Consider the following 25136-nt stretch of genomic DNA (forward strand, 5'->3'; position numbering starts at 1 on the left):
GCTGGAGGCGATAATCTACGCCGAGGCCGCCGCGCGCTGGAAGCCGTGGACCTCCTGACCGACCGCCACGGGCACAGCCACGACCTGCTGTTCACCGCGCTCCTGGAAGAGGAGACCTTCACCGACCTGGCCCCGGCCATGCTCCCCCTGCTGCGGTTCCTGCGCGGCCGCCGCGCGGACCAGAACCCGGTACTGCTCCTGGCCCCCGACGCCCCCATGCCGGCACTCACACTCCTGCTCATCGTGGGCCACGCCCTGCTGTCCGCTTGTGACGACCGGCCGGGCAGCCCTGCGGCCCACGACGTACTGCGCGCATGCCTGCGCCGCCTGGCCACCGGCCCGCTGGACGACCGCACGTCTATGGGCGAGCTGGCCTTCGCCCTCACCGAGGAGCAGCAAGAGCAGGCCGACGACGAGACGTTCGTCCGCGACCAGGTGCGCCGGTTCTTCAGCGAGGCCGTCCCCGTCCGCCGTGCCGCTGCGCTCACCGACCGGCCGCCCCTGCTGGTGCTGGACCTGGCCGCCCGCCCGGACATCGAGGACCTCATGCGGGTCCTGCACAGCGCCTCTACGGCCGACGGCGCGGACACCGTGACCCGGTGGCGAGCCCTGGCCGGCGCGGACACGGTCCGGCTGGAAGTGGACTGGATCGAACCGGTCCGCGCCTCAGCGGTCCCAGGTGAGCAATAGTCCCTGAGTTCCGCGTTCGTCCGCAGTTCCCTGGCACGACTGAGAGTGCCTGGACCTGGGCCTGTTACCTCGTTCGGGTGACCGCAGGCTGTTCTGACCCAACCTCGCTGACGGTGCGCAACCCTCATTCCTGTCGGGATTCCTTCAGCTTGGATGAAGTCGTGGAGGCGTGGGTTGGCTCTGGCCACACCGCCGCCGACGTCACGGCCGCGCTGTCACCCCTGCGTGGATGGCAGCGTCGCAACGCCATCGCGGCACTGCGCTCACTGTTCCGCTTCGCCAAGAAGCGCGGCCTGATCTTCGCCAGCCCCACCACCCGTCTCAAGGCGGAAGACATTCCACGCAGCCTGCTGCCGATGACCGACGCCGAAGTGCTCGCCGTCCAACGGATCGCCGCCACTCCGGCGCAACGGCTGATCGTCGCCCTGGCCGCCGTCCACGCCGCCCGCGCCACGGCCATCCGTCACCTCACCCTGGACGACCTCGACCTTCCCAACCGCCGGATCACCATCGCCAGGCACACCCAACGACTCGGCGAACTGCCCCACCAGACCGTGTTGGCCTGGCTCTCACAGCGCCGCACCGCCTGGCCGAAGACCCCTAACCGGCACGTTCTGATCAATGCGAAGACCGCCCTGGGAACCGGACTAGTGAGCCCCGAATACCTCAAGCGGCACCTGCTGCACCGAGGCGTCCACCTCGAACGCATCCGCGGCGACCGGGTACTGCACGAAGCACTGACCGTCGGCGCCGACCCGCTCCATCTCGCCCTGGTCTTCAACCTGTCCCACACCACCGCAAGCCGCTACGCGGCTATCGCCCAGAAGCTGCTCGACGACCAGTCTGCTGGCACTCTTTGATCTCGGCTCTGCCCCCTTCTCGGATCAGTCGGATGCCTGTAGCTCTGCGCGTCCCAGCATGTCGGCGAGGGGAGTGCCCGTTCGTGCTGCTTCGACTCGGCGGGCGCGCAGCTGAGCTCGGGTGCGGGGACGGAACTTGGGTTCCTTGCCGCAGCCGCACGGTTCTCGGCCCTCGTAACGCAGTCCGGCGTTGAGAACCGCGGCCACGACGGTCCACGCCTTGGTGTCCCGACGCCGTGGCGCCGCGAAGTCGTGGCCGGCACAAACCATTGGCTCTGAGCATCGAGGGCATCGGTGCTCACCGGAACCGGGATGCCGCTTGAACGCTACGCGGCAGAGCACGCACGCGTAATGCAGCTTGTAGGGCTTCTCGGCGTAGTAGCACACAAGGTGAACGTACCCGGCAGCGCGGGGGTGGGCGAGATGATTTTCCTGGCCCAGGTCATGGCTGTGTGAGGATCCGGTTTTGGAGATCGGCATCAGACGAGCAGACCGCCGAGAGCGAATAGGTATCCTGCCGATTGAGAGGCGACGAACCCACCGTACCTTCGAGCCTGCCCGCCGAAGACGCCATGGGTTCCCGGTGAAAGCTCCTCAGTCACGCTGAACTCACGGCCGACTCGACGTTAACGAAGTCGTCGTCACCCGTCGCAAGGGCCCAAGAGCGACCTTGATTTCGAGGGGGCTGTCGAAGTGTTGGCGGAGTCCGAAGCTGATGGCGGAGTGCATGCTGGCCCGACGGTGCCTTCGAAGCTCTCGGGCAGCGCACGCGGGACGGCACCGTGAACCCAGCCGGGTCACGGCGATGATGGTGGCGCTGTAGCTTTCGTCTGGTGCATGTCACCGATCGTCTGCCATAACCGCTGCGCCCGCCCGCGGTGCTGGCGCGCCAGGTCGTGGACGCCGGCGGCGGCGTCCAGGTCGCCGATCAGTTGCCAGCACGCGGCCTCGTCCTGGCGGTCGCCGTGCCGGTGGAACAGGTCCGCCGCGCGTTCCAACGCCGGGCTCGCCTGGTCCCGGTCCTGCTGACCGGCGTAGACACGGCCGACTTCCAGCAGCGTGTACGCGGCGCACCGCTCGTCGGCCAGTTCCTCGAAGGTGGCCAACGCCTGCCGCAGGCAGCGCAGCGCCTCGTCCGGATCACCGCGTTGATCGTGCAGGCGGCTGAACCGCCGCAGCACGACTGCCACTCGATGCCCGTCGTCGAGCGCCCTGGCCTGGCGCAAGGCCTCGCCGAACCAAAACTCCGCCTCGTCGAGTTCGCCGTGCATGAGCCGCATCACGGCCATCGAACAGGACAGCTGCGCTTCGAGGTGCCGGTCGCCCTCACCGACTGCGATGGCCAGGGCCTGCTCGACACGATCGGCGGCTTCGTCGTAACGGCCCTGCACCCGGCTGACCGTGCCCAGCATCGCCACCGACAACGCCTCTCCGCGCTTGTCCTGGCTGTCCTGGCACAGCTCGACGGAGGACTGCAGAGCACGGGTTGCCCCGTCGAACTCGTCCCGGTAGATGTGCAGCTGGCCAAGTCCGCGCAGCAGCACCGATGCGCCGCGCCGGTTGCCAGCGGCCTCGGCTGCCTCCAACGCGAGCCGGTGTCCGTGCTCCCAGTCCTGATACAGGCACCGGTGGTCGTAGTAGGTCACCGTGCTGGCCGTCAGCTCCCAGGCCAACTCGTGAAGTCCCCAGTCCACGGCCAGTTTCACCGCGCCGAGCAGGGTGTCGCGTTCCGCGTCGAACCAGCCGACCGGGTCGGCCATCAGCCGGTCCACGACCGCGTCGGGCAGCGACAGGCGTGGCGCCGAACCGGGCTCGCCGACCAGCAGCCCGGCCGGCAGCCGATCGGTGCCGCGCCCGGCCAGATCGAGCCAGGCGGACAGCACCCGGACCATCGCGTCCCTCTTGTCCGCCGCCGGCAGCTGGGCGGCGATCTCCACGGCACAGGTCCTGATCAGGTCGTGCAGGCGGTAGCGCGGCTGGCCGATGGCGTCGGTGGCGGTGAGCCGCACCAGACTGGCGTCAACGAGGGTATCCAGCACCTCCTCGGTGTCTGGGCGGTCCAACAGCGGGCCGAACACCCAGCCGGGCAGGGTGTAGGGGCCGAGCAGGCCCAGCAGGCTCAGCGCGCGCACCGCGTCGGCCGGCAGCAGCCGCAGGCTCAGCTCGATGCTGGCTCGCACGCTGAGATCCCCGATCCTCAGCTCGGCCAGCCGCCGGGACTCGTCCTCGATCCGTTCCCGCAGGACCCGCAGGGTCCAGGCCGGGCGGCCGGTGAGCTTGGCGCTGGCGATCCGGATTGCCAGCGGCAGGTTGCCGCAGCAGTCGAGGATCGCGTCGGCTTCCGCCGGTTCCCGCTCGACCCGCCGCCGCCCGACGATGCCGGTGAACAACTCCCGCGCCTCTGCCGGGCTCAGCACGTCCAGGTCGATGTGCCGTGCGCCGGGAAGTTGCGTCAGCAGAGTACGGCTGGTGATCAACACGGCACAGCCGTCGGCCCCCGGTAGCAACGGCAGCACTTGATCGGCCTGACCGGCATCGTCCAGCACCACCAGCATGCGGCGGTCCGCCAGCAACGACCGGTAGAGCGCGGCCCGTTCGGACAGGCCGTTCGGGATCGCGCTGCCGGCGATCGAGAGTGCACGCAGCGCCTCGGCCAGCATCAGCGCCGGGTCCCGCGGCTCGTCCGATGTCCCGGCGAGGTTGAGGTAGAGCTGGCCGTCGGGAAAGGCGGCGCTCGCCAGCCGCGCGGCGTGCGTCACGAGACAGGACTTGCCGACACCGGGACCGCCCACGACGACGGCCACCGAGGCCCGGTTCGGCGCCGACGCGTCGAGTAATCGGGCGACCTCGGCCAGCGCGTCGGCGCGGCCCACGAAGTCAGGCACATCGAGCGGCAGTTGGCGCACCGGCATAGCCATATCCGGTTCCGTGGCCGCCACACCAGGACTTTCCGGTCGTGTCTCCGAGGGACCACTCGCAGGGGCACAGGCCGCCAGGGCGGGATCGGCGACCAGGATGCGCCGATGCAGCGCCTGGATCGGCGCGGTGGGGTCGACGCCGAGCTCGCCTGCCAGTGTCTGGCGCAGCCGCTCGTACACCTGCAGCGCCTCGCCTTGTCGCTGGCAGCGGTAGAGAGCGACCATCAAGTGTTCGGCGACGTGCTCGTCGTAGGGGTGCTCGCGTCGCAGGATGGTCAGCTCCTCGATGACCTCACGATGACGCCCCAGGTCGAGTTCGATGCTCAGACACATTTTGTGCGTGGCAGCGCGCTTCTCGTTCAGCCGTGCCGCATCGAACTCCAGGACCCGGCTGGAGACGTCGACCAGGGCGTTCCCGCGCCAGCAGGCCAGCGCGCGCCGCAGCGCGACAGCTGTCTCGAACGGGGCCTTGTGCCGTTCGGCGAGGTACCGCTCGTGGTCGAACTCCAGTAGGTCGAGCTGATCCGGGGCCAGGTGAATCTCGTAACCGCCGCGCCGCGTGCTGATCAAGGAGCCAGGTGCTCCGCACGCGGCAAGGTTGCGGCGCAGCCCGGAGAGCGCGTCCTGGACCTGACGGACCGCGGTGGCGGGTGCTTTCCCGTCCCACATCACGGCGACGAGCCGTTCCATGGCGACGACGTTGTTGGCGTCGACCAGAAGCGCGGCCAGCATCTTGGCCTGCCGCGGTCCGTCGAGCCGGACGTCGCGCCCGGTGATCTGGGCGCATAACGGCCCCAGCACGCCAAATCTCATGTTCCCCCCTGGCACTTCACGCTCAGCGCCGACTCCCTGGCTGACCTGGCACTAGGACGAACCTAGGACGGCCGACGGACCCGTGTCCATAGCGTCACCGTGGGTCACTCAGCCGTCCCGCGCAACGAAAGGAACAGTAATGAAACGTTCACTCAAGGCAGCAGTGGTGGCCGCGACGACGGCAGTCGCCACTGCCACCTCCACCGCAGTGGCCCAGACCCATGGCTGACCGATGGGTTAGTAGGGCCGCAGCTTCTCACCGGCCAAGCGGCCACGCCCAGCCGAGGCAGCACGGTCGATCTGAGCCGAAGTTCGTCACCGACACAGGAATGCGCCGGATGAGGAACGAGGCTCACGCTCACTGGTCTCGCGAACTACGCGAAAACGTCGACACTGGAAGGTACCTATGAGTTTCAAGAAGGCACTCACCGTCTCGGCAGCCGTTGCGGCCTCCCTGGCCGGCAGCCTCCTCACGGCGTCCGGCGCCCATGCCGCCACCCCGTCGTCCAGCACCCACGTCGTCTCCCCGGCGTACAGCGCGTACGCGTGCCGGTCGTGGACCACGCACAACTACGCGTACATCACCAACAACATCTCGATCGACTCCTGCTACTGGGTCGAGAACAACGGCTACACCATCTCCGCCACGATCCCGTTCCAGAACTACTCCGGCACTGGGGTGGTGTACTGCGCGCACGCGATCAACGTCAACACCGGCGGCTGGGCTCACGACTTCGGCTGCGGGTCCGGGGTCTCCACCGGACAGGGCACCACCGTCGCGGGAACCGGTGGAGGGGCGCCCGGGTACAGCGAATACTGGGATGCCCCGGCGGGCACCTACGTGGTCTCCACCGGGTTCTGGCTGAACGGCAGGTACTACGGCGACGTACAGAGCCCGAGGACCACCATCGGAAGGCACTAGCCCTACCAGGGCCGAGCGGCCGCCGTTCCGAGGCACAGGGCTGGTGGCCGCCCGCCCGTTCCAGGCCCTGGCCTGAAGATGCCGTCCCAGCGCCGCTGTCGAGGCGATCGGCGAGAACCTCCACAAGGGGCTGACGCCCCGCCCCCTACACCCTGCCCCGTGACCACTGTGCTCTATCGCCACGGCAACCGAGTCGGCGAACAGACGGGGCCACGCTTGAGTTCTCTGCCGAGCCCCGTCTGTCGCGCTGGCGCCCCTCTATGCCCAGTGCATGCCGATGGCGGACAGCTGTTGTCCGGTGGCGGTCTTTCTGATCAGTGGGTGGCGGGCTGGCCTGGGTTCAGAGGCTGTTGCTGTTGCGATCGTGACGTGCACTTATCGAACGGGGGTCTCAATCGGGCCATTGTGGAGGTACCGCGCCTGCCGCTTCAGGCTGGATCCACGTGTCTACTCACGATCCATGCGTGCTTGCCAACCTGGCGGACACGGGTGAATCCGTAGTCTTCGAACAGCTCGGCCGTCCCGCTGAAGAGGAAGCGGCCTTGGGCCTGGCGGCCGAGAGTGGCTTCGGTGATGGCCTCGACCAGGCCACCGCCGGCCTGGACGATCTGGTCGACGGCGCCCTCCAGTGCTGTGTGGGCGATGCCTTGGCCGCGGTGTCGCCTGTCGACCTAGATGCAGGTAATCCGCCAGTCCGGGAGCGGGGGCGCGTACTTGTCGTACGCGCGGCGGTGCTTGATGTTGGGTAGTTCGTCGCAACTGCCGTACTGGCACCAGCCCTGGGCGGTGCCGTCCTCGTCGAGAACGAGTGCGGCCTGGGCCTGGTCCGTGCGGACGCGCTGCTCTTTGACGACGCGGTGGTCGATTCCCGGCCGGCCGCACTCGGGGTGGTAGCCGATGCACCAACAGCCGCCGAAGATGCCGTTGTTGCGTTCGACGAGTTCGGCGAACGCGTCCCAGGTCGAGGTGTTCAGTTGGCGGACGGTATGAGCCATGGTCGCAGTCCCTGCTCGGTCAGTCCCGGGACGCTGCCCCGTCGAGGAGACGGGCGAGTTCGGCCGGCTTGGTGAACATCGGCCAATGGCCGGAGTCGATGTCGACGAACTCGACGTGCTTGGCGCGGGCGAGTTCCGGCGCCTCGCCGGCAGCGATCCATTCGCGGGCCTGATCAGGGCCAAACTCCGGGCAGACCACCACGACCGGAACCTCATAGCGGCGCTGATCCGTCAGCCGGACCACGCCCCTGGCCACCTGCTCGGGGACGGGGATGGCATCGGCTGCGATGCGCCGCCGGAGTTCCTCGTCGAGGTCGGCACTGTCCGCTCCCGCGAACGGGCCCCAGCCGGGGAAAGGCATGGCGCCGTCGCGCATTTCGAAGAAGTCGGCGTACGGCTGGCCGTCCTCGTTGGGGAAGCCTCCGATCAGCGCCAGCTTGGCCACCCGTTCCGGGCGCGCGTCAGCGGCCAGCCAGCCGAGGGTGCAGGCGGCTGAGTGCGCCACGAGCAGGGGCTTCTCCACCGTTGCATCAACGGCGGCGAGGATTGCCGCCACCTGCTCGTCGAGTGTGGCGGATGAGCGTCCGTCGCCCTGGCCCGGAAGGGTCACAGGCCGCGGGCGGTGCCCGAGCGCCTCAAGGGCCGGTATCACCTCGTTCCAGGCGGTGTCGTCCAGCCACAGGCCGCCGATGAGCAAGATTTCCACAGTGAGATCCACTTCCATGTCGAGGTCGAGGCAGAGGTGGCCGAAGGCGTCGCGCAGTGGACGCGGCCTGCCCGACCGGGTGTTCCCATGCTAGGAGCGGTTCAGGACGATCTGCTTCCTGATTGCCCGGCGGCCGCCTATGCTGTCCGACGTGCAGACCGGAACGAGTCCCACCGCCCGTGCGCTGCGCACCCTTGAGATCCTGCGGAGCCGCCCTGGCACGACCGCCGAGCAACTCGCCGAGAAGCTTGGGGTGACCGATCGCGCCGCACGTCGCTACGTCGCGATCCTCCGGGAGGCCGGCATCCCCGTGGACTCCGTGCGCGGCCCGCACGGCGGATACCAGTTGCGTCGCGGGACCCGGCTGTCCCCGGTGAGCTTCACCCAGAGCGAAGCGCTCGGCCTGGTCATGGCGGTGCTCGACGGCAGGCCCGCTGCCACCGATCCCGGGGACCTCGTCGGCGCCGCTCTCGGCAAGGTCATCCAGGCGCTGCCGGAGGGGATCGGGCGTCAGGCGGCCGCGCTGCGCGAGCATGCCGCTGCCGCGCCCGATCCGAGTGCGGCCTACGCCGATCCCGCCGTCACCAGCGCCCTGGTGGACGCGGTCGCTTCCCGGCGGCGTGTGGTGATCACTTATCGGAGCGAGGCCGGCAATCAGTGGCAGGCGGAGGTGGACCCGTGGGCGGTCGTCGTACGCCGGGCGCGCTGGTACCTGCTCTGTCATTCCCATCGCGCGGACGCCGTGCGCACCTACCGGGTCGACCGTGTACTGGCGGCCCAGGAGACTGCGGTCGGGTTCCGGATGCCGGAGGACCTCGACCCGGTCGCGGTGCTGGAGGAGAACCTGGGCACCGGATGGGCCTATCCCACGCGCGTGCTCTTCGACGCACCGGTGGAGCGGGTCGCCCCGTGGGTCGGGCCGCCGATGGGACAGCTCGAACCGGCGGGGGTGGCGGGAGAACGCTGCGTGCTCGTCGGCAGCACCCGCAACCCGGCGATGTACGCGCAAGAGTGGCTGGCGGCGGTCCCTTTCGCCTTCCAAGTCGTAGGCGGGACGGAGCTTCGGGACGCGGTTGCCACCCTGGCATCCCGCCTTGGCGCGGCCGCGTCCGGACCGGTATCGGGGGCGGGACAGGGGTGGATCCGGGGCGTCGGCGGTGAGTGAAGGCACCCCGGTGGCTCCGGCGGGGTCTACCTTGATCGCATGCGTGATCTGCGCACCGGAGAGCCCCTCGGACGGCCTCTCACCGGCCATAGCAGCTCGGGATTCGGCGAGCGCCCGGTCTGCTGCCTGCCTGTTGCCGGCCGCCGCATGCCCGAGGGTCTCAACGGACGACAGCCATGCGTGACGGCTGGGCGCCGTTTCCGGCATGTGCTTCGAACTGGGCGAGGCTCCCCGCCTGGTAGGCGGTGAGGAGCGGGTCACGGCGGAGCGGGCGGCTTTGATCGCTGCGCCGTACCAGGTGCGTGCTGAACCGTTGTCGCCCATGTCCCAGGCCAGCCATCCGGCGAGGCTGGCGGCTTCGCTGCCGACCGCGGCGAGGCGTGGCCGTGCGGCCTCGGAGGCATCCCGTGTGACGTTCTGGATCAGCCGCATGTGCGTGTGCACGGCCTCGGACAGGTCCCTGGCCGGCGTCGAGCCGTCGAGTCTCCTGTAGGCGATGGTGGGACGGCGTAGTGCCGCGGCCTGGCTGCTGCCGGGCTCGTGGTCGGGTAGGGCAGCAGGACCGGAGCCGCCGCCGCGGCGACCACCCCACCAAGGAGCGTGCGTCGGCGCATGTCGTCTTCGTCTCTCGTCCGGCTCTGCGGGCGGTGGCTGCCCGAGAGCCCGACGGGCGCTGGCGGGATCTCCAGATGTGCAGCCGCCGCAGCTAAGACGTCTGTGCTGTATGTCCTCGAGTCGCGCCTTTCCAGACGGGACACGGCCGACTACGACAGCCCCAACGCCTCGCCGAGTTGGAGCTGAGTCATGTGCCGGTCCCTGCGATCCAGCTCGCTGACCCTGCCGTAACCGCCTGCCCGGGATGCGTCCCGGATCTCTCCCGTCTGGTGCACGGCCTTACCCCCCAACGCTACGAGCCCGCACGGCTCTGGGCGCCTGCCCGTACCCGCTGAGCGCATATCTGTACGCGCATGCCGTATGCGTGATGGTGCCAGAGCGCAGGGTGATCTTTGACTGTGCATCAGCACCAACGGGCCGCGGCCCCAGAGCTGTTGGTGCTGGAGCCGTCCCTCGTTCCTGGCACGGGATGGCCGCGGTCCCCGTCCACGGCCCGTTGAGGCGATGAAGATGATGACAACACAGGAGCAGGAGCGCCCCGCACCGCCGCACCGCCCCATTTCGCCGTGCTGTACGTGTGCGTTGAGCGCGGGAGGCTGACGCCGCTTGTCCCGGCGCAGCGCGCGGAGAAAGAGGGTCGCGCGTACGCGGAAGCTCACGGTCTGGTCCTGGTGGATGTTGTCACCGACCCGTACGGCGAAACCAACCCCCGCAACCGGCAGGGCTGGACGCGTGCGCGAGATGGCCGAAGTCGGTCAGATGACCGTGGCCATCGTCCGTGGCCTGCGGCCAACTCCCCGGATCGCGCCCACGAGTACCGGCACCACGAGACCGGTTGGCTCCGGGATCGCGGCGTAACGGTGCGGTACTCGTGGGCACCGCTCGCTGAGCGGGGTGAAGCCAAGTGAGTGCGGCTCGGGGGCTCATGCACCGTGCGCACAAGTGGCTCGGCAGAGTCGTGACGGACACAGTGACCGGCCGTCGGGGGACACTTTGGGCCATCGCACCCGATGGCAACAGGCTCAAGCCGGTTGCATGGCTGCGTCCCGAAGGCGGCGGCGTGGAGTGGGCCACTGACCCGCGCGCCCTGCGTGACCCGGCGCCGGTCACGCCGGACACGCACCCCGGGGCGGCCTCGTGACCGGCGTGCACGCGGCCCCCAGCCGTCCCGGACGCGTAGTGAGCGTCCTCGGTGCGTTAGGCGCCGCACCCCTCCTGCTGATCCTCGGCCCGCAGTGGATCCGCGCCCAGGCCCCTGCCGAGCCGACCAGCTCGTCCGGCATCGAAAGGCCGGACCTCTCAGAGCCGTCCGCCGGCGAACTCGCCGAGCGGTCCGAGCCGAACACGGACCGAATCGGCTACCCCACCCACTTAGACGGCCGAACGACGCTCCCCTGATCCCCGTCAGGACGTGGGCGCGTCCAGCTTCGGCTTCCGCTTCACATCAGTCACGTTCACGTCCTCCGTCTCCGGAGCCCCGAACGCGTCGACGGTTACCCTGCCACTGGCCCCGGTGACCTCCAAAGCCAGGTGGCTGCCGATCATGCGCAAGTCCAGCCTTGCCCGGGGCGCGCCCGCTTGGTTCGGCATCTGGTGAATCCGCGACGCCGGGTAGTCCAGGTCCGTGAGCTTCCTACGCATGGTCTGGTAGCTGGTCGTCTTCGCGTCCTTGAACGCCTCGCTGATGCGCTTTGCGTGCTTGCTGCCGATGCACTTCTCGACACTGGTCAGCGGCACCTCCTCGACCGGCTTGGCCTCAGTGGGGTCAGGGGGCCGGCTTCGTCGGCGCGGTACCATCCACGGGAACAGGTATGTCTCCTGCGGCGTTCGGAATACCCGACGGGGTCTCGCCCGGCCCGTATCTCGGTGAGGGCGCGCCCTCCCAACCCGGCAGATCCTCGGGCTCGGGCACGCCACCGCTGCCCTTGTCGCCGGGGGCATCGGGAGTGCAGCTCTGTGTGATGTGGGCCAGCAATGCAAGGAACCGCATCTCCGTATCGTTGACGCTCGACGGAGCATCCAGCGGGGTTGCTGCCGAGACGGCGCTGCCTGCCGGGGGCTGATCGGTAGTGCTGTTCTGAGTGCCGCAGCCGGACAGGAGCGTGCAGCCGAGGGCGGCCACCAGCACGAGCTTCGGGAGGGATATTGATCACATGCACGCAACATGCAGGATGCTGATGACTGCGCACATGAGTGCTCATACTCACCTCACCCTGAGCTAGCTGCCCGCCATGCCCCCGCAGCCAGCCCGGCACCGGCAACAGCGGCCGGATCACCGCCCACTCGCTGTCCGACATGTCGGTGGGAAAGCGGCGCTCACGCTTCGTGGTCGCCGGCGTTCCCGAGCCGGTGAGCCAGGCAGTCACACGCGAGGGTGGCCGAGCTGGACTCCCACTTGTCGACGGCGTAAAAGTGCGGCAACAGGGCCTCCTGGACAGCTCGTTGGCGTAGACACCCTTCGAGCTACCAACAGGCCCTGTTCTCATGCACGGCAGCCGCCGCAGTCACCCGATTGACTGACGCTCCTCGAGATTGGAACGACAACAACCGCGTCGCTCCCAAATCGCTGGGATGGGCAAAGTGGCCTTGCCATACTGGTGCTATGTGCTTTCGTGGGGGGACTCCGAACCGGCATTACGTGTGCTTGCCCTGCCGTTCTTCGTTCAAGAAGCGCGGCACGTGGGCAAGCCGATGCCCGCGCTGCGGTGGAAAGTTGATCGACGCGGGTCAGGACCTCGCTGTGCCGAAGCGGAGGGACACCGCTGGGTGGCGGACGTTGGCTGCCCTACTGAACGCGGGTGTCACGTTCCACTCTGGCTGCTGTGATGGGCCTGGCTGGCGGCCTCGAACACCGCGCGAAGTACGCGAGCGGTTGGCCGCCGCGGCTGGCACCGGTGTGCCGTTGAGCGTGGCGCTGACGACGGTCGACACTGACGTGCTCCGTTCAGGGCACACCGCACGCTGAGCCGTCGACATGGCCCGTCCCATACTCGGCGACGCGCGCTTGAATGAGACCCTCGTTCGACTGCCACACTTCAAGATCGGAAAGGCAACGGCTTCTCACACAGCCCGGACGCCCCCACCACTTCCAGCTCAGGCACTCACCGCAACTGGCCCAGACCGGGCCGGCGTTGCTCACGACCATCGGGTCAGGACGGCGGCAGCAAGCGCGGCCCGCCCGTCCGGCGCCGGGGCACCGGCCTCGCCGCCCCGGCCACCTCGCCCCCGGCCGCCCGGCTGGCGGGCTCCGGCACCGCCTGCTCGACGATGACCGGCTCGGCCTGCAGCAAGTCGGCCACCGCGCAGTCCAAGGCGGCGCAGATCATGTCCAGATCGTCGAGCCGAAGCGTGACCGGCATACCTCCCCACAAGGCAGCGACCTTGCTCGAGGGCCAGAATCCCACCGCCCCAAACGCCTCCAGCATCTCGGTCGGCCGCCACAGGCCCCTCTGCGCTGCCACCATCCGCAGGTTTCACTTCACCGCAAGCTCCCCTTGTCCATCACCAGCCGCGCTGCCGCCCGGGCACTTGAGGCCACCTGCGCGACTGCCGGATCAGCCTGCGCGGTCGCTGATGGTGGGCTTGGGTATTGGAACTCTCGGAATGCCTCTGCTGAGGACACCGCAGGCGGGGATCACAGGTAGTCGAAGAAGCGGATCCACCACGTCGGGGGGTGCTCGGGCGGGTAGTAGGAGACGAGGTCGCTGACGCCGTCGTATCTCGCCCAGAGCAGATGCTCCGAAGACCTCTCCCAGCGCCTGCCGCTCGCCTACAGAGTGCCGGGACCGGACATGCAGCACCTGTCCGGCGCCCTCACCGAGCTCGCCACGCTGCTCCCCCTGGTGACCGCCCAAGGCCAGGACGTCCGTGTGGCTATGGCCGCCGGCGCTCCGACTGCCCGCAAAGCTCACGCCCGTACCGCGACGGACCTCGCCCACACCGTCGCCACCGCCGGCGGCGCGATCAACGCCCTCGGCGGCGCCCAGGCCGATCAGCTCTTCATCGACCACTTCACCTCGGCCTACGCCAACCCACGCGCCAACGCCGACTTCGCCCGGAACCGGATCGCCACCCACCTCACCGCCGCCCGCACAGCCCTGGCCGAAGCCACCAGCATGCTGCGCAGCGGCGCCAAGAGCGCGGACCTCGACGAGCAGCGCGTTCTCGCCGCACGAAAACGCAGCCCGCAGACGGTCTCGGCCGCTCCCGGCCAATCCTCCCCACCTCCGGCCGAATCCCCCGCACCGGCGCCGCCGAACCCGGGACGAAGGCGCTGACGCGACGACCGCCCTGACATCACGTCTGCTCCGGACATCGGCCGACCAGCCCGAGCCACCCCGCCCAACCCCCGAAGACTGCGAATACACCAGCGCTGACCGGCCCCACCCATGCCGTGGCCCTGCGCACCACGGCCACCGCCTTCGACGCCCACCGCGGCATAGCCTGGTGAAGAGCACGTGTCCGAAGACGCCGCATTCCCCACCAAATGGCGATCAGCACCGTTGTCGACTGGGCATACGGGCAGGATCGCGCACTATGCGGTCGCAACGCCCAGGAAGCGCAGCACCGCCAGGACGCGGCGGTGGTCGGCGTCGGCCTTGGGCAGGTCGAGCTTGGTGAAGATGCTGTTGATGTGCTTGGCGACCGCGCTCTCGCTCACCACCAGCTCGGCGGCGATGCCGGAGTTGGACCGGCCGCCCGCCATCAGCTCCAGCACCTCCCGCTCGCGCGGCGTCAGCCGGTCGAGCGGATCGCTGTGCCGGCGCACCAGCAGCTGCGCGACGACCTGCGGGTCGAGCGCGGTGCCGCCGGCCGCCACCCGGCGTACCGCCTCGGCGAACTCCTCGACGTCGGCGACCCGCTGCTTGAGCAGATAGCCGACGCCCGAGGTGTTGGCGGCGAGCAGATCGGCCGCGTACCGCTCCTCCACGTACTGCGACAGCAGGAGCACGGCGGTACGCGGGTACTGGCGGCGGATCACCAGCGCGGCGCGCACTCCCTCGTCGGTGAAGCCGGGCGGCATGCGCACGTCGACCACGGCGATGTCGGGCCGGTGCTCCTCGACGGCCGCCAGCAGCTCTTCTGCGTCGGCGACTTGCGCGCACATCTCGAAGCCGGCCGCCTCCAGCACCTTGACCACACCGATGCGCAGCAAGAGGGAATCCTCGGCGATCACGGCGCGCACGGCAGCTCCACGGTGATGACGGTCGGCCCCCCGGCGGGGCTGCGGCAGGAGAACGTGCCGTCGACGGACGCGACGCGCTTGGCGAGCCCGGCGAGCCCGGTGCCGCCGGCGCCCGCGAGATCCGCGCCGCCTGCTCCGTCGTCCGCGACGACCACCAGCAGTGTCTCCCCGATCCGGTCCACGGTCACGTCCGCCCGGGTCGCCTGGGCGTGTTTGACCACGTTCGTCAGGGCTTCGGAGACCACGAAGTACGCGACGGCCTCGACCGTGGGTGAGGGGCGCTGCGGCAGGTCCACCGTCACGCGCACCGGGATCGGGAGGCGGGCGGCGACCCCGGACAGCGCGGCGTCGAGGCCGCGGTCCTCAAGGACGGCCGGATGCAGACCGCGCACCAGGTTGTTCAGCTCGGCGATCGCCTCCTTCGCCTCGCGGTGCGCCTCGTCGATCACCTTGCGGGCGTCCTCCGGCAGGTGGCCGAGGGTGGACCTGGCCAGGCCCAGGTTGACGGCGAGTGAGACGAGGCGCTGCTGCGCGCCGTCGTGCAGGTCGCGCTCGATCCGCCGCCGCTCGGCGTCGGCGGCGTCGAGCACGCCGGCCCGGCTCTCGGCGAGGTCGGCGACCCGGCGGGCCAGCTTCTCCGTGCGGCTGGGGCCGAGCAGGACCTCGGCCGCCCGGGTCTCCAGCCGCACCAGAGCGCCGGTCAGTCGGGGCCCGAGGAACAGCAGGGCGAGACCGCCGGCGGTGATGTATGCGGCCTGCGTGGTGTACCCGACGTCGGTGACCCGCCACTGCGGGGGCAGCGCCCAGATCCACACGTAGATGGAGGCGGCCACGAGAGCGACGGCCCAGACGGCGAGGACGGCGAGGTCCAGGAGGGCGAGCAGTGGACCCGCCACGGCGTGGTAGCAGACCTGCCGCCACAAGGCCCGCGTGGTCAGCCGGCGCACCGCCGACTTCCAGTTGCGTCCCGGCCCGGGTACGGCGGGGCGCGGGAGGTCCTTGCCGACGAGCGCCCGGTAGCGCCGCCGCTGCCCGACGGTCAGCAGGGGTGTCACCACGAGCGTGAGCAGCACGGGCGGCGCCACGAGCGTGAGCAGCACGGGCAGCGGAGTCTCGGCCGGCACCAACGCCGCCATCGTGCCGACCAGCCAGAGCCACAGTGGCACCACGGCGAGGTGGAGCGGCAGGCCGGCGGCGACGAGCGCGGTCCGGTGTCCCGCCCTGCGGAACGGCCGGCCCAGCACCAGCTGCAGCCACGTCGTGAGTTGCATGCGTCAAACGGTAAAGCCGCAGGCCATCCCCGTGCCATGACGCTCCCGCCCGGTTCGGGGGTGCACTTGTCTCCACCCCGGGTCGGAACCCTGCGTGACTGACGGCGTCCTGGTGTGCGGCGGAGGGTGGAGCACGTGAAGGGGAGAGCCGGCGGGGAGCGGGGGAAGACGATGCGTCAACTGGGCTTGTGCGATGAGGAAGTGGCCAGCGCCGAGGACTTCGACCGCGCCGAGGTCATCCCGCTCCACGAAGAGGCGGAGGAACCGCGCCCGGCGCGGGGCATGCGGCGGGCCGGGTGGCTGCTGGTCGCCTGCGGGCTCGCCCTGCTGCCGTGGCTGTACGTGCTGGCCACCGGCCTGCCGGCCACCGCGACCGCGGCGCACTGGCCGGTCGCCTGGGTCGGGCTCGACGCGCTGGAGGCGCTCGGCCTGATCGCCACCGGCCTCCTCGCCACCCGCGGCGACCGGCGGCACGCCCTGGCAGCCGCCGCGACCGCGACGCTGCTTGCGGTGGACGCCTGGTTCGACACCACGACCGCGGCCCCGGGCGGCGACTTCGCCACCGCGGTCGCCATGGCGCTCGGCGCCGAGCTGCCGCTCGCCGCGCTGTGCGGCCGGCTGGCGCTGCGGGCGCTGAGCCGGCACGCGTGACGCCGACCGCCCGACTACGTACCACGGACCGAATCGATCCACCGGAGAACACCATGCACCGCATCACCATCGCCCCCGTCGCCCCGATCCCGACCCGGACCCGATGGGCGGTGAGAGGGTCTTGGACGTCTCGGAGCCGGAGAACAGCTACGAGTGCGCCTTGCGCTTGTTGGATCTCCCGGCGTCTGCAACGCCTGTTCCGTCCGCCTGGCTGCGCGGGGCCGTGCTGCTTTTGCGCTGCCGGTACTGTCCAGGGTCGTGTACGCGGATGAGTGCGAGCGGAAGGAAGGCTGCGGAGCCGCTCGGGGGCGGCTCCGCAGCAGGCCAGGACACGCGCCAACATGCCCTGCAACCCCGTGATCAGCCGTGTGGAGTCAGTAGCAGCCGGGGGTTCGGTGCCGATTATGCGGAACGTGGGCCGGAGGGCCTCATCTCGCGGGGGGTGTGACGGCGAACCGGGACGAATATGAGACGGCCCGGCTGGGGCGTCCGGCGCTGTCGCTGGCCTTCCTGCGGCGGACTTGTCCGCGGTCGCCGGCGTGATCCTCTGGGTACGGGACAGTTGTGAAACAGCCTTATCCGACGCCGTCGCGGGGGCGCAGGTAGGTGGCATGCTGACCTCAGGCCCCGCTGGACAGGCAGCGCCAACTGCCAGGCGGGGCACCGGAGTCAGTAGCGGACTTGCCGGTCGTAGCGTAGGCCGGAGTCGGGAGTCACCGTGTCTAGGTCGAAGAAGCTGTCGTGTGTCGAATCCGGCCCCTCGGGCAGGCGACTGGGTGGCTACGAAGCCGCCGTTGTCATCGTCGTCATCGTCACCGCCTCCACGCTGGTACTCACCGGCGTTCCGCTGATTGTGACCCTGCAGGTCCTTGGCCAGGCTGGGCTGCTGTCGGTAGTCCTGCTTGGGCTGCTCACCCGCGGCGGGTGGGTGGCACGCGGGGCGCGGATGGCTCTGTGGGCCCTGGACAGCCCTTCGGCTCGCTGACGAGGAGGGCGCATGAGTCGTCCGGTTGCCTCCGCTGCCGCGAGCAGGGCACGAGGAGAGCTTGCCAAGTGGCTACTGGAACAGCGTGCTCATGCCGGGCTGTCGTACCGGGCATTGGCCGAGCGCACGGGCTACTCCCCGGCCACCCTGCAGCGGGTCGGCTCGACGACGACCGTCCCGCAGGAGCGTGTGGTCGTCGCCTATGCCGAGGCCTGTGGTGCATCGGGCGCGCGGGCCCGGGAGCTGTGGCGGACAGCCCGCAGCGAGGCACGGCGGGCGACCCGGGGCCGCACGCTTCCGGCTCCCCTGCCGGGACTGGTCAGGGACTTTGCCGATCTGAGTGCAGCGCTGAAGCACTTGTACGAAAAGGCTGGCGCGCCTTCCCTGCGGGAGATGGAGCATCGTGCCGGCGGGCACGGCATTCTGCCGCGCAGCACCTTGTACCGCATGCTGCGGAAGGAGGCGGGCGTCCCGCGCCACCGCCGCCAGTTCGAAGCGTTCCTCAGAGCATGTCAGCTGCCCGAGCCGGAGTGGAGCGTTTGGCTCGAGGCCTGGGACCGGTCCTGGAAGTGTCAGCAGAACACCTACGCGCTGGACGCTGCACCGCAGCAGTCGCTGCAGGTGCTACCCCCCAGTCTGATCCGTAACCTCGCGGATCTGGGTCTCGCCCTGCGGGCCGCCCACGCGGCGGTGGGCCAACCCTCCCCGGCCGCCATGGCGCAACGGGCGCGCGCAAAGTCGATGACCCTCCCGCCGTCGTTCATCGCCGAAGTGCTGGATGACCGGCTGTGGTTCTTCTCCAAGAGGTACCTGCGGCCGTTCCTGTACGTGTGTGCCATTCCCAAAGAGCAGTGGTCCACGTGGAACGACGCATGGACCCGCGCCTGGCAGCACGAGCAGGAAGCCTTCCGCGAGGAACGCCTGCGCAGCGAGCGCGCGCTGCATTCGAACGAAGCCACCAACTCCTTCCCCGTACCGGCGGCCGACCCGGAACCCGCCGCGAAGCCACGCCGGCAGCGCCTGGCACCGCCCGATCCTATGGCGAGCGAGCTGAAGCAGATCCAGCGGGACATGCTCTCCAACTCCCACCCGCCGCCGGGGCAGGACCAGCTTGTGACCATGCTGGGCAAGAACCGCGCCGTCGTACTACGGGCCATCCATGAGTACCCCCACAACAACCCCGCGGCGATAAACAGCATCCTCAGCCTCGCACCGGGCGGCGTGAGTTGGCATGCCGAGGCGTTGGAGGAGGCGGGACTGATCACCATCACCGTGCATGACGGAAACGTCAGGTATGCCGTGACCCCCCTGGCAATCGCCATGATCACCGCAGTGCCGTTGCGGGGCGGGAGCAGGTCGACGGTGTAGGTATCGTCACCGAGATCACCGGTGACGGTGCCGTACGCGCCCCGGTGCTCGTGTGGGGCGAGACGTACTGGACGGTCGTCCCCTGCTGATACATCAGATGCCTGCCGTTTGCTCGTCTACGCCGCCCAGTCCAACCCGAGGTCGGCGAGCTGCTGGATGTCCGGGGGTGGTGTTTGTGATCAGAGGCGAGTGTGCTGGCCTGGGCTGATCAGTTCGGTGTGGGGCTGCGGGTGAGTCGTGCTCGGGTTTCCGTGGCCGTGGTGTCCACGTGTGCTGGCTCTGGGGGTGTTCTGATCTGCAGGTCCTCAGGCGTCGGGCCGTGTTGATCAGGTTGTGTCCTCTTCTCTGTGCGGGGTTCGGGTTGAGTGATGGTTGGTATCGGTGGTGCAGGGATGAGCTGTTCGCGTGTGGGGGATGGGTATCACGGGGGATGTGGGGCCGGCCGTGTCCCGGCCTGCCCAGTGTCTGGCCGGCGCCGTGACCGTTCGCTGGGAGCCCCGCATCCGCGCGGCAGTCAGGTTGCAGGCCGAGACCGGCACCGGGACCACCATCGAGACCCGCGCCCGGTTCGGCTTCACCGCCGCCCCCCGGCAGTACCGACGATGACCGGCCGCGCCGCCTGACCGTCCGCCTCCCACCCGCCCACGCGCAGCGCCTGTTCGACGCCCAAAGCGAGGGCGTCGGTCATCGCAGTGGTCGTCACACGCGGTCGATCGAGCCGTGACGGGGTCCGTGGCGGGAGGCGGCGCGTCGGCCTTGCCGGGAAACCGTACGCGTGGCCTGGTTGTGGGTATGGAGCACGCCGCCCCCTTTCCCGCGACCTGATCGAGCTCCAGGCGGACTGGCGGCGCACGTACACGGCGCTCGCCGTGCCGTGGCCGATGCGCCCCACCAGGGGTGCCGGGCAAGAACCCTGTCATCAGCCGTGAACGTTGGTGATCGTGGCCCGTTCATGAGAGTTGTCCTGACCGTGCCGAGGCGTACTGTTGATCAAATGCGCCACATGCGCTCAAGCCCAGGGTCTGGCACCTCCATGGACACCTTCGCCCACGCGTCGGACCACATCGGGTCTTGATCCCTGGAGATTCCACAGCCATGGATGAAGGCCAGGAGCTGGCGTTTGTCAGCCGGAGTTGTCTTGCGCGCGACGATCCTGGCGAGGGTACTGGTGGGAAGCGAGAGAGGATCTTCGCTCCTTTCCCGGATCTCCCGCAATGTGGGTGCGCCGGCTGCCTCGTAGATGTACTCCAGAGCCCGGCTGAGGTCACGCAGGTCGCTGATGGGGCGAGGGTGCAGTGCGTTGAGGTGTCGAAGTACGCCGCGTTCCTCGATGCGCGCCGAGATCCTCAGGGCCGTCAGCTTTGCAGCCTCGTGACGGCCGAAACCGCAGGCGTGCACGAAGGCGACCACCGTCTTCTCCTTTGGCACGCACGTGCCCGAAGCGGCCCGCTGGGGGGTGACCCTTGAGATGCCGGGAGTGTGCTCGGCGAGCTGCTCGTACGTCTTGCCGGACGCCTTGAGGAGGGCTCGCAGCTCATGGGCCGGCTGTGCCCTGAACTTGTGGCGCGTGACAATGGGCTTGGCTTTGCGTCCCATGGCCCGTCACCTCAGCCGCGCTTGTCTGCGGCGGCCAAAATCATGCGGGAGATGGCGCTCCCGCCGGCGGATGCCGTGCGACGGCCGCCGGTCGCGACGACCGTGACACCGGCTCCGATCCCGCCGCAGCCCCCCCAGGAGTTCGAGTACCTCGGGGAGCCGGACATGCCCGACGAGATAGAGGATGCAGCCGAGCACCGGGAAAACAGTGATGAGCACAGCGGGCCCGGTGGCCAGTCGGACGGGTCCGGTCGCAGAGGCGTTACGGCCCGGCTCCTTCTGCTCCTGGACAGCCTCGAGCCTTTCCTCGGATACGCGGGTGCCGTTGATGTTCGACAGTGGAATATCTGACATGTTGAGCGTTATTTGTTCAGTGCCGCTTCAGATGGGCGTGGGACCGTATCTCGGCGGCATGAAAAAGCGCAAGCGGGGCCTGAGGATTTTTCGAAAAGGGCGTGACAGGGACATGTGGCGAGGCTTTCGGCCTTCAAGGCGCCCCCCTGCCTCCGTGGACTATCTCCCTTGCTGTCACCGGAGAATGGCAACAAATTTGTTCATAGGGTTCCACGTCGTCGTTGCGATGGGCGGAGGTACCGATGCACTGTAGTCACGCGGCCGAGCCCGTGAGGGCTTGGAGTCCTGCCACTGGGTGCAACCAAAACCAGGACTGTAGGCGGTATCCCGTGTTGGCGCACGGTTTCCGCCACGTGGGGGCCGGCGCCTGTCAGGCACCGGCCCCCACGCATGTGCACTGACCGGCGGCCACTCCAAGCGCCCGGGCAGGATGCCGTTTGCGGCTGGTGTTGGCGCGGACGTACGACAACACTCCCGACCCCGGCTTCGGGACGGCTGGTCGCCCCCCGACCCCTGGATGCAGCTGCGAGGGAATCGACAGCGGGGCCGGACAGGATCACCCTGCCGGCCCCGCACCGCGCGGGCTCCACTTCCGGCCCACCCCACCCGATGTGCATACGGAACGTGACGAACATCGGATGTAGTGCACTCGGTGCGAACCCCTTGTCCAGGTGCGCCGGTCGGCACACGGGCTGCCGCCCCCCCGGAAGAGCAGCCCTTGTCCAGCCACGTGTTTTCGGTGTTCTCGCTTGACCCACGCTCGCCACCGTCCCGGCGATGCCGTGCACCGGCCCGCGAGGCGCTTCAGTGGAGGGGAGATCTCTCCCTTCCGCACTGCCACTGTGCGTAGATCCGGTGCGCGGTGCGCAGAGTGGCGTGGACTCCCGCACCCGGTGCGCACCGGATGGGAGCGGACGCTATCGGGTGTGCAGCGGAGCCGAATCGGTTCGCACCGTCGGGTGGGGCTGTGCGGTGCAGTGTGCGCAGCTCATCGTGCCGCGCGCTGGTGCGCGTTTGTGCGCCGCCGTCCCCGGTGGCCGGTGCGCGGGGGTCGTGGTGGTCTGTTGGCGAAGTGTTTGGTGGGTGGGGTGGGAGCGGCTGGTGGCTTTGCCTGTGTTGCGGGGGTTGGTGGTGGTGTATGGCTGGCGGGTGGGGCGTCAACGCCGGTGTGTCTGTGTCGGGTCGTCTTGTTACCGGATACGGACATATCTGGGGGAACAGGTCTCGTCCTGGCGTCATCTGATGGGGTGCAGTGAAACAGTCGATACGGTCTGTCACCCTGCGGGTGCAGGGGGTGCCGTGTCCTGACCGATCATGGGGGAGTTTTGATGATGACCACGTACCGTGCCCGTCGTTCTGCCCGTTTAGCCGCCCTGGCGGCCGTCACCGCCGCGCTGGCGCTGGGCCTGACCGCCTGCGGTGGCGCCGGCGACGCCTCGAAGGCGGCGGGCGGCGACCACGCCGCCGGTAGCGCGCAGGGCCGGTCGGCGTCCAGCGGAGCTGGCAAGGGCAGCGCGGAGCAGGCAGGCAGTGGTGGCGGCACCAAGGCGGGGGTGCGCTCGGCGTCCGCTCGGGGCGGGACGGACAAGGGTGCGAGCGGGGGCGCAACGGCCGGCGTCCAGCAGTGTCGCGGAGACGAGATGCTGGTGACTGCGGTGCACCGGTTCGCCGGTCAGCAGGGCGACCACCTGCTGGTCACCGCGTCGAACGAGGGCACCACGCCGTGCTGGGTCACCTCGTACCCGGCCGTGAAGCTCGGCGAGGACGTCGATGGCCCCGTACTGCCGCACTCCAAGAAGGACGAACCGGGTGGCGGCCAGCGCATCACGCTTGGGCCCGGAGACAAGGCATACAGCGCGGTGGACCTCTTCGACTACGGCTCGAAGAACCACACGGCGCACTCGTTCGCCATCGCACTGCGCGGCGCGGACGGTCACGACGGCCCCTTCTACTCCGTCGACGTCAAGGGGCAGAAGCCGCAGTTCAACTGGAACGAGGCCGACGTGCTGAACTGGAGCACGCACAAGCCGTACGACTTCTGACGGCCTGTCGGCCCCTGTGTGCGTCACCGCCTCCGCGACGCCTGCTGATGGCGGCTGTTGAACGGGTGCCGCCCGCTCGGGTTTGTGATCACGCCCGGCCGGTGGGGGGAGGCACCGCAGAGGGTCCCCGGGTGGGGGGAGGAGGTCCGGGTGCCGCGGCAGGCTGGTGGGTGACCGCGCCCCCGGCCCGACCATGTCGGGGTGACAAGGCGTACTGGTCACGCCGTGACCAGCGTCATCTGCGAGGCGCCGGATCAAGCACACGATCCCTGAGCCGGGAGGCCGGCGGGCCAACCGCCGGCGCCGCGGCAGCCGAGGTGGCCGCCCCACAGGGTTCGACACGACGGTCCACCGACGCCGCAACGAAGTCGAGCAGACCGTCAACCGGCTCAAGAACTTCCGAGCCACCGGAACGCGCCGGGGGAGAGTCCGGCCGGCCAGGGTTTTCGGGGTGCGTGGCGGGCGGGGGTCAGCAGCACGGTCCGGCATGTCGGTTCTCCCCGGCGAGGTCGGTGAACGGGATGGGGCAGCAGGGGCTGTCCGCGGACGCGGACAGGGCGTTGCAGCCGGCCTCAGCCGCCGCTGCCAGGGCGGTGCGGATGGTGGTGAGGGCAGCGATCTTCGCGTCGACCTCGGCGAGCTTGGCGGCTGTACGCTGCTGCAGCCCAGCGGCCGGGTTTCACCCTGGACGAGGTAGCCGAGCTGCTCGAGGCCGGTCGCCACCGCCACGACCACCCGTTCTCCAGCTCCTCCGCAGCGGTTCGGGCGTCCAGTTGCTGTCGGCGGGCGACGCGGCAGCGACGTGGACGAGTGGGGCTTGGGCGGGCGGTTTCGGGGAGCGGTGCAGGAACGCCTGCCCGAGCAGCCGACCTGCCGCACGCAGGCACTTCCCGGTGCGTAATACTCTCCCGATGAGTTCACGTACGTCTCCGATCAGTCAGCCGATCACGATACGGAGGGCCGTGGCGCGGGATGCCAAACGGCTCACGCGGCTCGTGCGTGGCTCACGCGCCTACGAGGGCAAGTACGCATCCGCAGTCGCGGGCTACCGAGTCGGTCCCGATTACATCGAGGCCCACCGCGCCTTCGTAGCCGTCGACGCCGACGAGCCTGGAGGCCGGGTCCTCGGGTTCTACTCGCTCGTCCTCGCTCCACCGGAGCTCGACCTGCTGTTCGTCGCCGACGAAGCGCAAGGACGGGGTATTGGACGGCGGCTCGTCGCGCACATGCAGTCCGAAGCCCGTGCCGCCGGGCTCGACCGTCTCAAGGTCGTGTCGCATCGTCCCGCCGAGGACTTTTACCACCGCGTCGGCGCCGTGCGGACCGGGACCGCGCTCGCGAATCCGCCCGCCGTACCGTGGGATCGTCCCGAATTCGAGTTTCGCATTCCTTCGGAATGACGCGGTGTGCCGGTCCGCAGAGCACCGGCTTCGCCGGCATGGCGCGCTCCGTGTGTGCCGTCGTCTCTGCCCTGGCCGGGGGATCGCCTGCGCCGGCGGCCTCTCCCGGCGACTCCCTGACCTCCGGCACTCCCAGAGCCGGGCGGCCTTGTAGTTCGTGGCCCATTTGTCGGCTTGGCTGCGGCGCGGGGGCGGCTCCTCGTCCTCGCTGGCGGGCTGGATGCCGAGGACGTGTTCGCATATCCACCGCTGGACGGTGGTGAGCCCAGCCCAGCCCAGCCCAGCCGAGCCGAGCCGAGCCGTACTGACCGCACCCAGCGTCCCAGGTCTTCGCCCCGGTGCACGGCGTTGCCCGGAGGAGAGATCTCCGGAGGGGGGCTGGCGGGAACACATTGGCCATCCATACCGGCGCGATGTCGACTCCCTTGCTGCGCGCGGCCACTTCGGCTGATGTGCCGGATGTGCTCAGGCTCCTCGTCCAGGTCCCGACGTGGAAGGAGACGAACGAGGACTTGGTGGGCTTCCGCGATTCCGCGTGGGCAGAGCGGGGCGGTCTGGGCCGATGGCAGCTGGGCGTCGTGTACGGGCAGGGGGCTTTCA

19 protein-coding genes and 1 pseudogene are annotated in these 25136 nt (G+C 69.4%); 12 read left to right on the forward strand and 8 right to left on the reverse strand.

Annotation, left to right across the window (positions count from 1 at the left end):
* Positions 1–45: 45 nt before the first annotated feature.
* Together ACIF83_RS35815 and ACIF83_RS35820 are read left to right on the forward strand one after the other, a co-directional pair.
* Entirely contained in the window at positions 46–690 is a 645-nt protein-coding gene (locus ACIF83_RS35815) for a hypothetical protein (protein WP_393480164.1), read from the forward strand.
* A 149-nt stretch (positions 691–839) separates the two neighbouring features.
* Positions 840–1550, forward strand: coding sequence for a hypothetical protein (locus tag ACIF83_RS35820; RefSeq protein ID WP_399733298.1), 711 nt, complete (start codon positions 840–842; stop codon positions 1548–1550).
* Positions 1551–2347: 797 nt separating this feature from the next.
* Here ACIF83_RS35820 and ACIF83_RS35825 read toward each other — a convergent pair.
* Positions 2348–5281 (reverse strand): BTAD domain-containing putative transcriptional regulator, encoded by a 2934-nt coding sequence (locus ACIF83_RS35825; protein ID WP_399733301.1) that lies wholly within the window; start codon positions 5279–5281, stop codon positions 2348–2350.
* A 406-nt stretch (positions 5282–5687) separates the two neighbouring features.
* On the opposite strand from ACIF83_RS35825, the gene ACIF83_RS35830 reads away from it, so the two are divergent.
* Entirely contained in the window at positions 5688–6203 is a 516-nt protein-coding gene (locus tag ACIF83_RS35830) for a hypothetical protein (RefSeq protein ID WP_393480170.1), read from the forward strand.
* A 671-nt stretch (positions 6204–6874) separates the two neighbouring features.
* Here ACIF83_RS35830 and ACIF83_RS35835 read toward each other — a convergent pair.
* Together ACIF83_RS35835 and ACIF83_RS35840 are read right to left on the reverse strand one after the other, a co-directional pair.
* Complete coding sequence (locus tag ACIF83_RS35835) at positions 6875–7198, reverse strand: hypothetical protein (protein WP_399733305.1); 324 nt, start codon at positions 7196–7198, stop codon at positions 6875–6877.
* A gap of 19 nt (positions 7199–7217) precedes the next feature.
* Positions 7218–7904 carry an alpha/beta fold hydrolase gene (locus ACIF83_RS35840; RefSeq protein ID WP_393480254.1) on the reverse strand — a complete coding sequence of 229 codons (687 nt, stop codon included), beginning with the start codon at positions 7902–7904 and terminating at the stop codon, positions 7218–7220.
* A 151-nt stretch (positions 7905–8055) separates the two neighbouring features.
* Here ACIF83_RS35840 and ACIF83_RS35845 point away from each other — a divergent pair, with 151 nt between their 5' ends.
* Positions 8056–9069, forward strand: a complete 1014-nt coding sequence (locus tag ACIF83_RS35845; protein WP_399733308.1) for a helix-turn-helix transcriptional regulator — start codon at positions 8056–8058, stop codon at positions 9067–9069.
* A gap of 2019 nt (positions 9070–11088) precedes the next feature.
* Here ACIF83_RS35845 and ACIF83_RS35850 read toward each other — a convergent pair.
* The gene (locus ACIF83_RS35850; protein ID WP_399733311.1) at positions 11089–11421 is read right to left on the reverse strand and encodes a hypothetical protein; all 333 of its coding nucleotides are present in this window, start codon (positions 11419–11421) and stop codon (positions 11089–11091) included.
* Between the two features lie 1412 nt (positions 11422–12833).
* Positions 12834–13148: a helix-turn-helix domain-containing protein gene (locus tag ACIF83_RS35855; protein WP_399733313.1), complete on the reverse strand. Its 315-nt coding sequence runs from the start codon at positions 13146–13148 to the stop codon at positions 12834–12836.
* 327 nt (positions 13149–13475) lie between these two features.
* Between ACIF83_RS35855 and ACIF83_RS35860 the strand changes: the two genes are divergently transcribed.
* A complete protein-coding gene (locus ACIF83_RS35860) occupies positions 13476–13961 on the forward strand; it encodes a hypothetical protein (protein WP_399733315.1) in 486 nt (161 codons plus the stop codon).
* A gap of 257 nt (positions 13962–14218) precedes the next feature.
* Here the strand turns inward: ACIF83_RS35860 and ACIF83_RS35865 are convergent, their stop codons facing one another.
* Positions 14219–14869 (reverse strand): response regulator, encoded by a 651-nt coding sequence (locus tag ACIF83_RS35865; protein ID WP_399733318.1) that lies wholly within the window; start codon positions 14867–14869, stop codon positions 14219–14221.
* Positions 14857–16140 carry a histidine kinase gene (locus ACIF83_RS35870; RefSeq protein ID WP_399733321.1) on the reverse strand — a complete coding sequence of 428 codons (1284 nt, stop codon included), beginning with the start codon at positions 16138–16140 and terminating at the stop codon, positions 14857–14859. Before ACIF83_RS35870 ends, ACIF83_RS35865 begins: the two co-directional genes overlap by 13 nt.
* Before the next feature lie 135 nt (positions 16141–16275).
* Here ACIF83_RS35870 and ACIF83_RS35875 point away from each other — a divergent pair, with 135 nt between their 5' ends.
* The 4 genes from ACIF83_RS35875 (at position 16276) to ACIF83_RS35890 (ending at position 19750) form a co-directional block, all read left to right on the forward strand.
* Positions 16276–16791 carry a hypothetical protein gene (locus tag ACIF83_RS35875; protein ID WP_399733324.1) on the forward strand — a complete coding sequence of 172 codons (516 nt, stop codon included), beginning with the start codon at positions 16276–16278 and terminating at the stop codon, positions 16789–16791.
* 718 nt (positions 16792–17509) lie between these two features.
* Positions 17510–17776 carry a hypothetical protein gene (locus ACIF83_RS35880; RefSeq protein ID WP_393480189.1) on the forward strand — a complete coding sequence of 89 codons (267 nt, stop codon included), beginning with the start codon at positions 17510–17512 and terminating at the stop codon, positions 17774–17776.
* Between the two features lie 12 nt (positions 17777–17788).
* Entirely contained in the window at positions 17789–19144 is a 1356-nt protein-coding gene (locus tag ACIF83_RS35885; protein WP_399733327.1) for a helix-turn-helix domain-containing protein, read from the forward strand.
* Positions 19145–19558: 414 nt separating this feature from the next.
* Positions 19559–19750 carry a hypothetical protein gene (locus ACIF83_RS35890; RefSeq protein WP_399733330.1) on the forward strand — a complete coding sequence of 64 codons (192 nt, stop codon included), beginning with the start codon at positions 19559–19561 and terminating at the stop codon, positions 19748–19750.
* A 384-nt stretch (positions 19751–20134) separates the two neighbouring features.
* On the opposite strand, the gene ACIF83_RS35895 is transcribed toward ACIF83_RS35890, so the two are convergent.
* On the reverse strand, positions 20135–20740 hold the full coding sequence (locus ACIF83_RS35895) for a helix-turn-helix domain-containing protein (protein ID WP_399733333.1): 606 nt from the start codon (positions 20738–20740) through the stop codon (positions 20135–20137).
* Between the two features lie 1682 nt (positions 20741–22422).
* Between ACIF83_RS35895 and ACIF83_RS35900 the strand changes: the two genes are divergently transcribed.
* The 3 genes and pseudogenes from ACIF83_RS35900 (at position 22423) to ACIF83_RS35910 (ending at position 24536) form a co-directional block, all read left to right on the forward strand.
* Complete coding sequence (locus ACIF83_RS35900) at positions 22423–23136, forward strand: DUF4232 domain-containing protein (RefSeq protein ID WP_393480199.1); 714 nt, start codon at positions 22423–22425, stop codon at positions 23134–23136.
* Positions 23137–23199: 63 nt separating this feature from the next.
* A pseudogene (locus ACIF83_RS35905) lies at positions 23200–23554 on the forward strand (IS5/IS1182 family transposase); the annotation flags it as partial.
* A 493-nt stretch (positions 23555–24047) separates the two neighbouring features.
* Positions 24048–24536: a GNAT family N-acetyltransferase gene (locus ACIF83_RS35910; protein ID WP_393480202.1), complete on the forward strand. Its 489-nt coding sequence runs from the start codon at positions 24048–24050 to the stop codon at positions 24534–24536.
* Positions 24537–25136: the final 600 nt, after the last annotated feature.

Origin of the sequence: Streptomyces sp. NPDC085866, assembly GCF_044541035.1 — a bacterium.
In the GTDB taxonomy this organism is placed as follows: Bacteria; Actinomycetota; Actinomycetes; order Streptomycetales; family Streptomycetaceae; genus Streptomyces.

Excerpts from the sequence above, each read along its gene's own strand:
- ACIF83_RS35900 (WP_393480199.1), top strand. The coding sequence starts at position 22,423 with ATGATGACCACGTACCGTGCCCGTCGTTCTGCCCGTTTAGCCGCCCTG.
- ACIF83_RS35860 (WP_399733315.1), top strand. The coding sequence starts at position 13,476 with ATGCAGCACCTGTCCGGCGCCCTCACCGAGCTCGCCACGCTGCTCCCC.
- ACIF83_RS35835 (WP_399733305.1), bottom strand. The coding sequence starts at position 7,198 with ATGGCTCATACCGTCCGCCAACTGAACACCTCGACCTGGGACGCGTTC.
- ACIF83_RS35830 (WP_393480170.1), top strand. The coding sequence starts at position 5,688 with ATGAGTTTCAAGAAGGCACTCACCGTCTCGGCAGCCGTTGCGGCCTCC.
- ACIF83_RS35890 (WP_399733330.1), top strand. The coding sequence starts at position 19,559 with ATGGGTATCACGGGGGATGTGGGGCCGGCCGTGTCCCGGCCTGCCCAG.
- ACIF83_RS35895 (WP_399733333.1), bottom strand. The coding sequence starts at position 20,740 with ATGGGACGCAAAGCCAAGCCCATTGTCACGCGCCACAAGTTCAGGGCA.
- ACIF83_RS35885 (WP_399733327.1), top strand. The coding sequence starts at position 17,789 with ATGAGTCGTCCGGTTGCCTCCGCTGCCGCGAGCAGGGCACGAGGAGAG.
- ACIF83_RS35910 (WP_393480202.1), top strand. The coding sequence starts at position 24,048 with ATGAGTTCACGTACGTCTCCGATCAGTCAGCCGATCACGATACGGAGG.
- ACIF83_RS35855 (WP_399733313.1), bottom strand. The coding sequence starts at position 13,148 with ATGGTGGCAGCGCAGAGGGGCCTGTGGCGGCCGACCGAGATGCTGGAG.
- ACIF83_RS35870 (WP_399733321.1), bottom strand. The coding sequence starts at position 16,140 with ATGCAACTCACGACGTGGCTGCAGCTGGTGCTGGGCCGGCCGTTCCGC.
- ACIF83_RS35825 (WP_399733301.1), bottom strand. The coding sequence starts at position 5,281 with ATGAGATTTGGCGTGCTGGGGCCGTTATGCGCCCAGATCACCGGGCGC.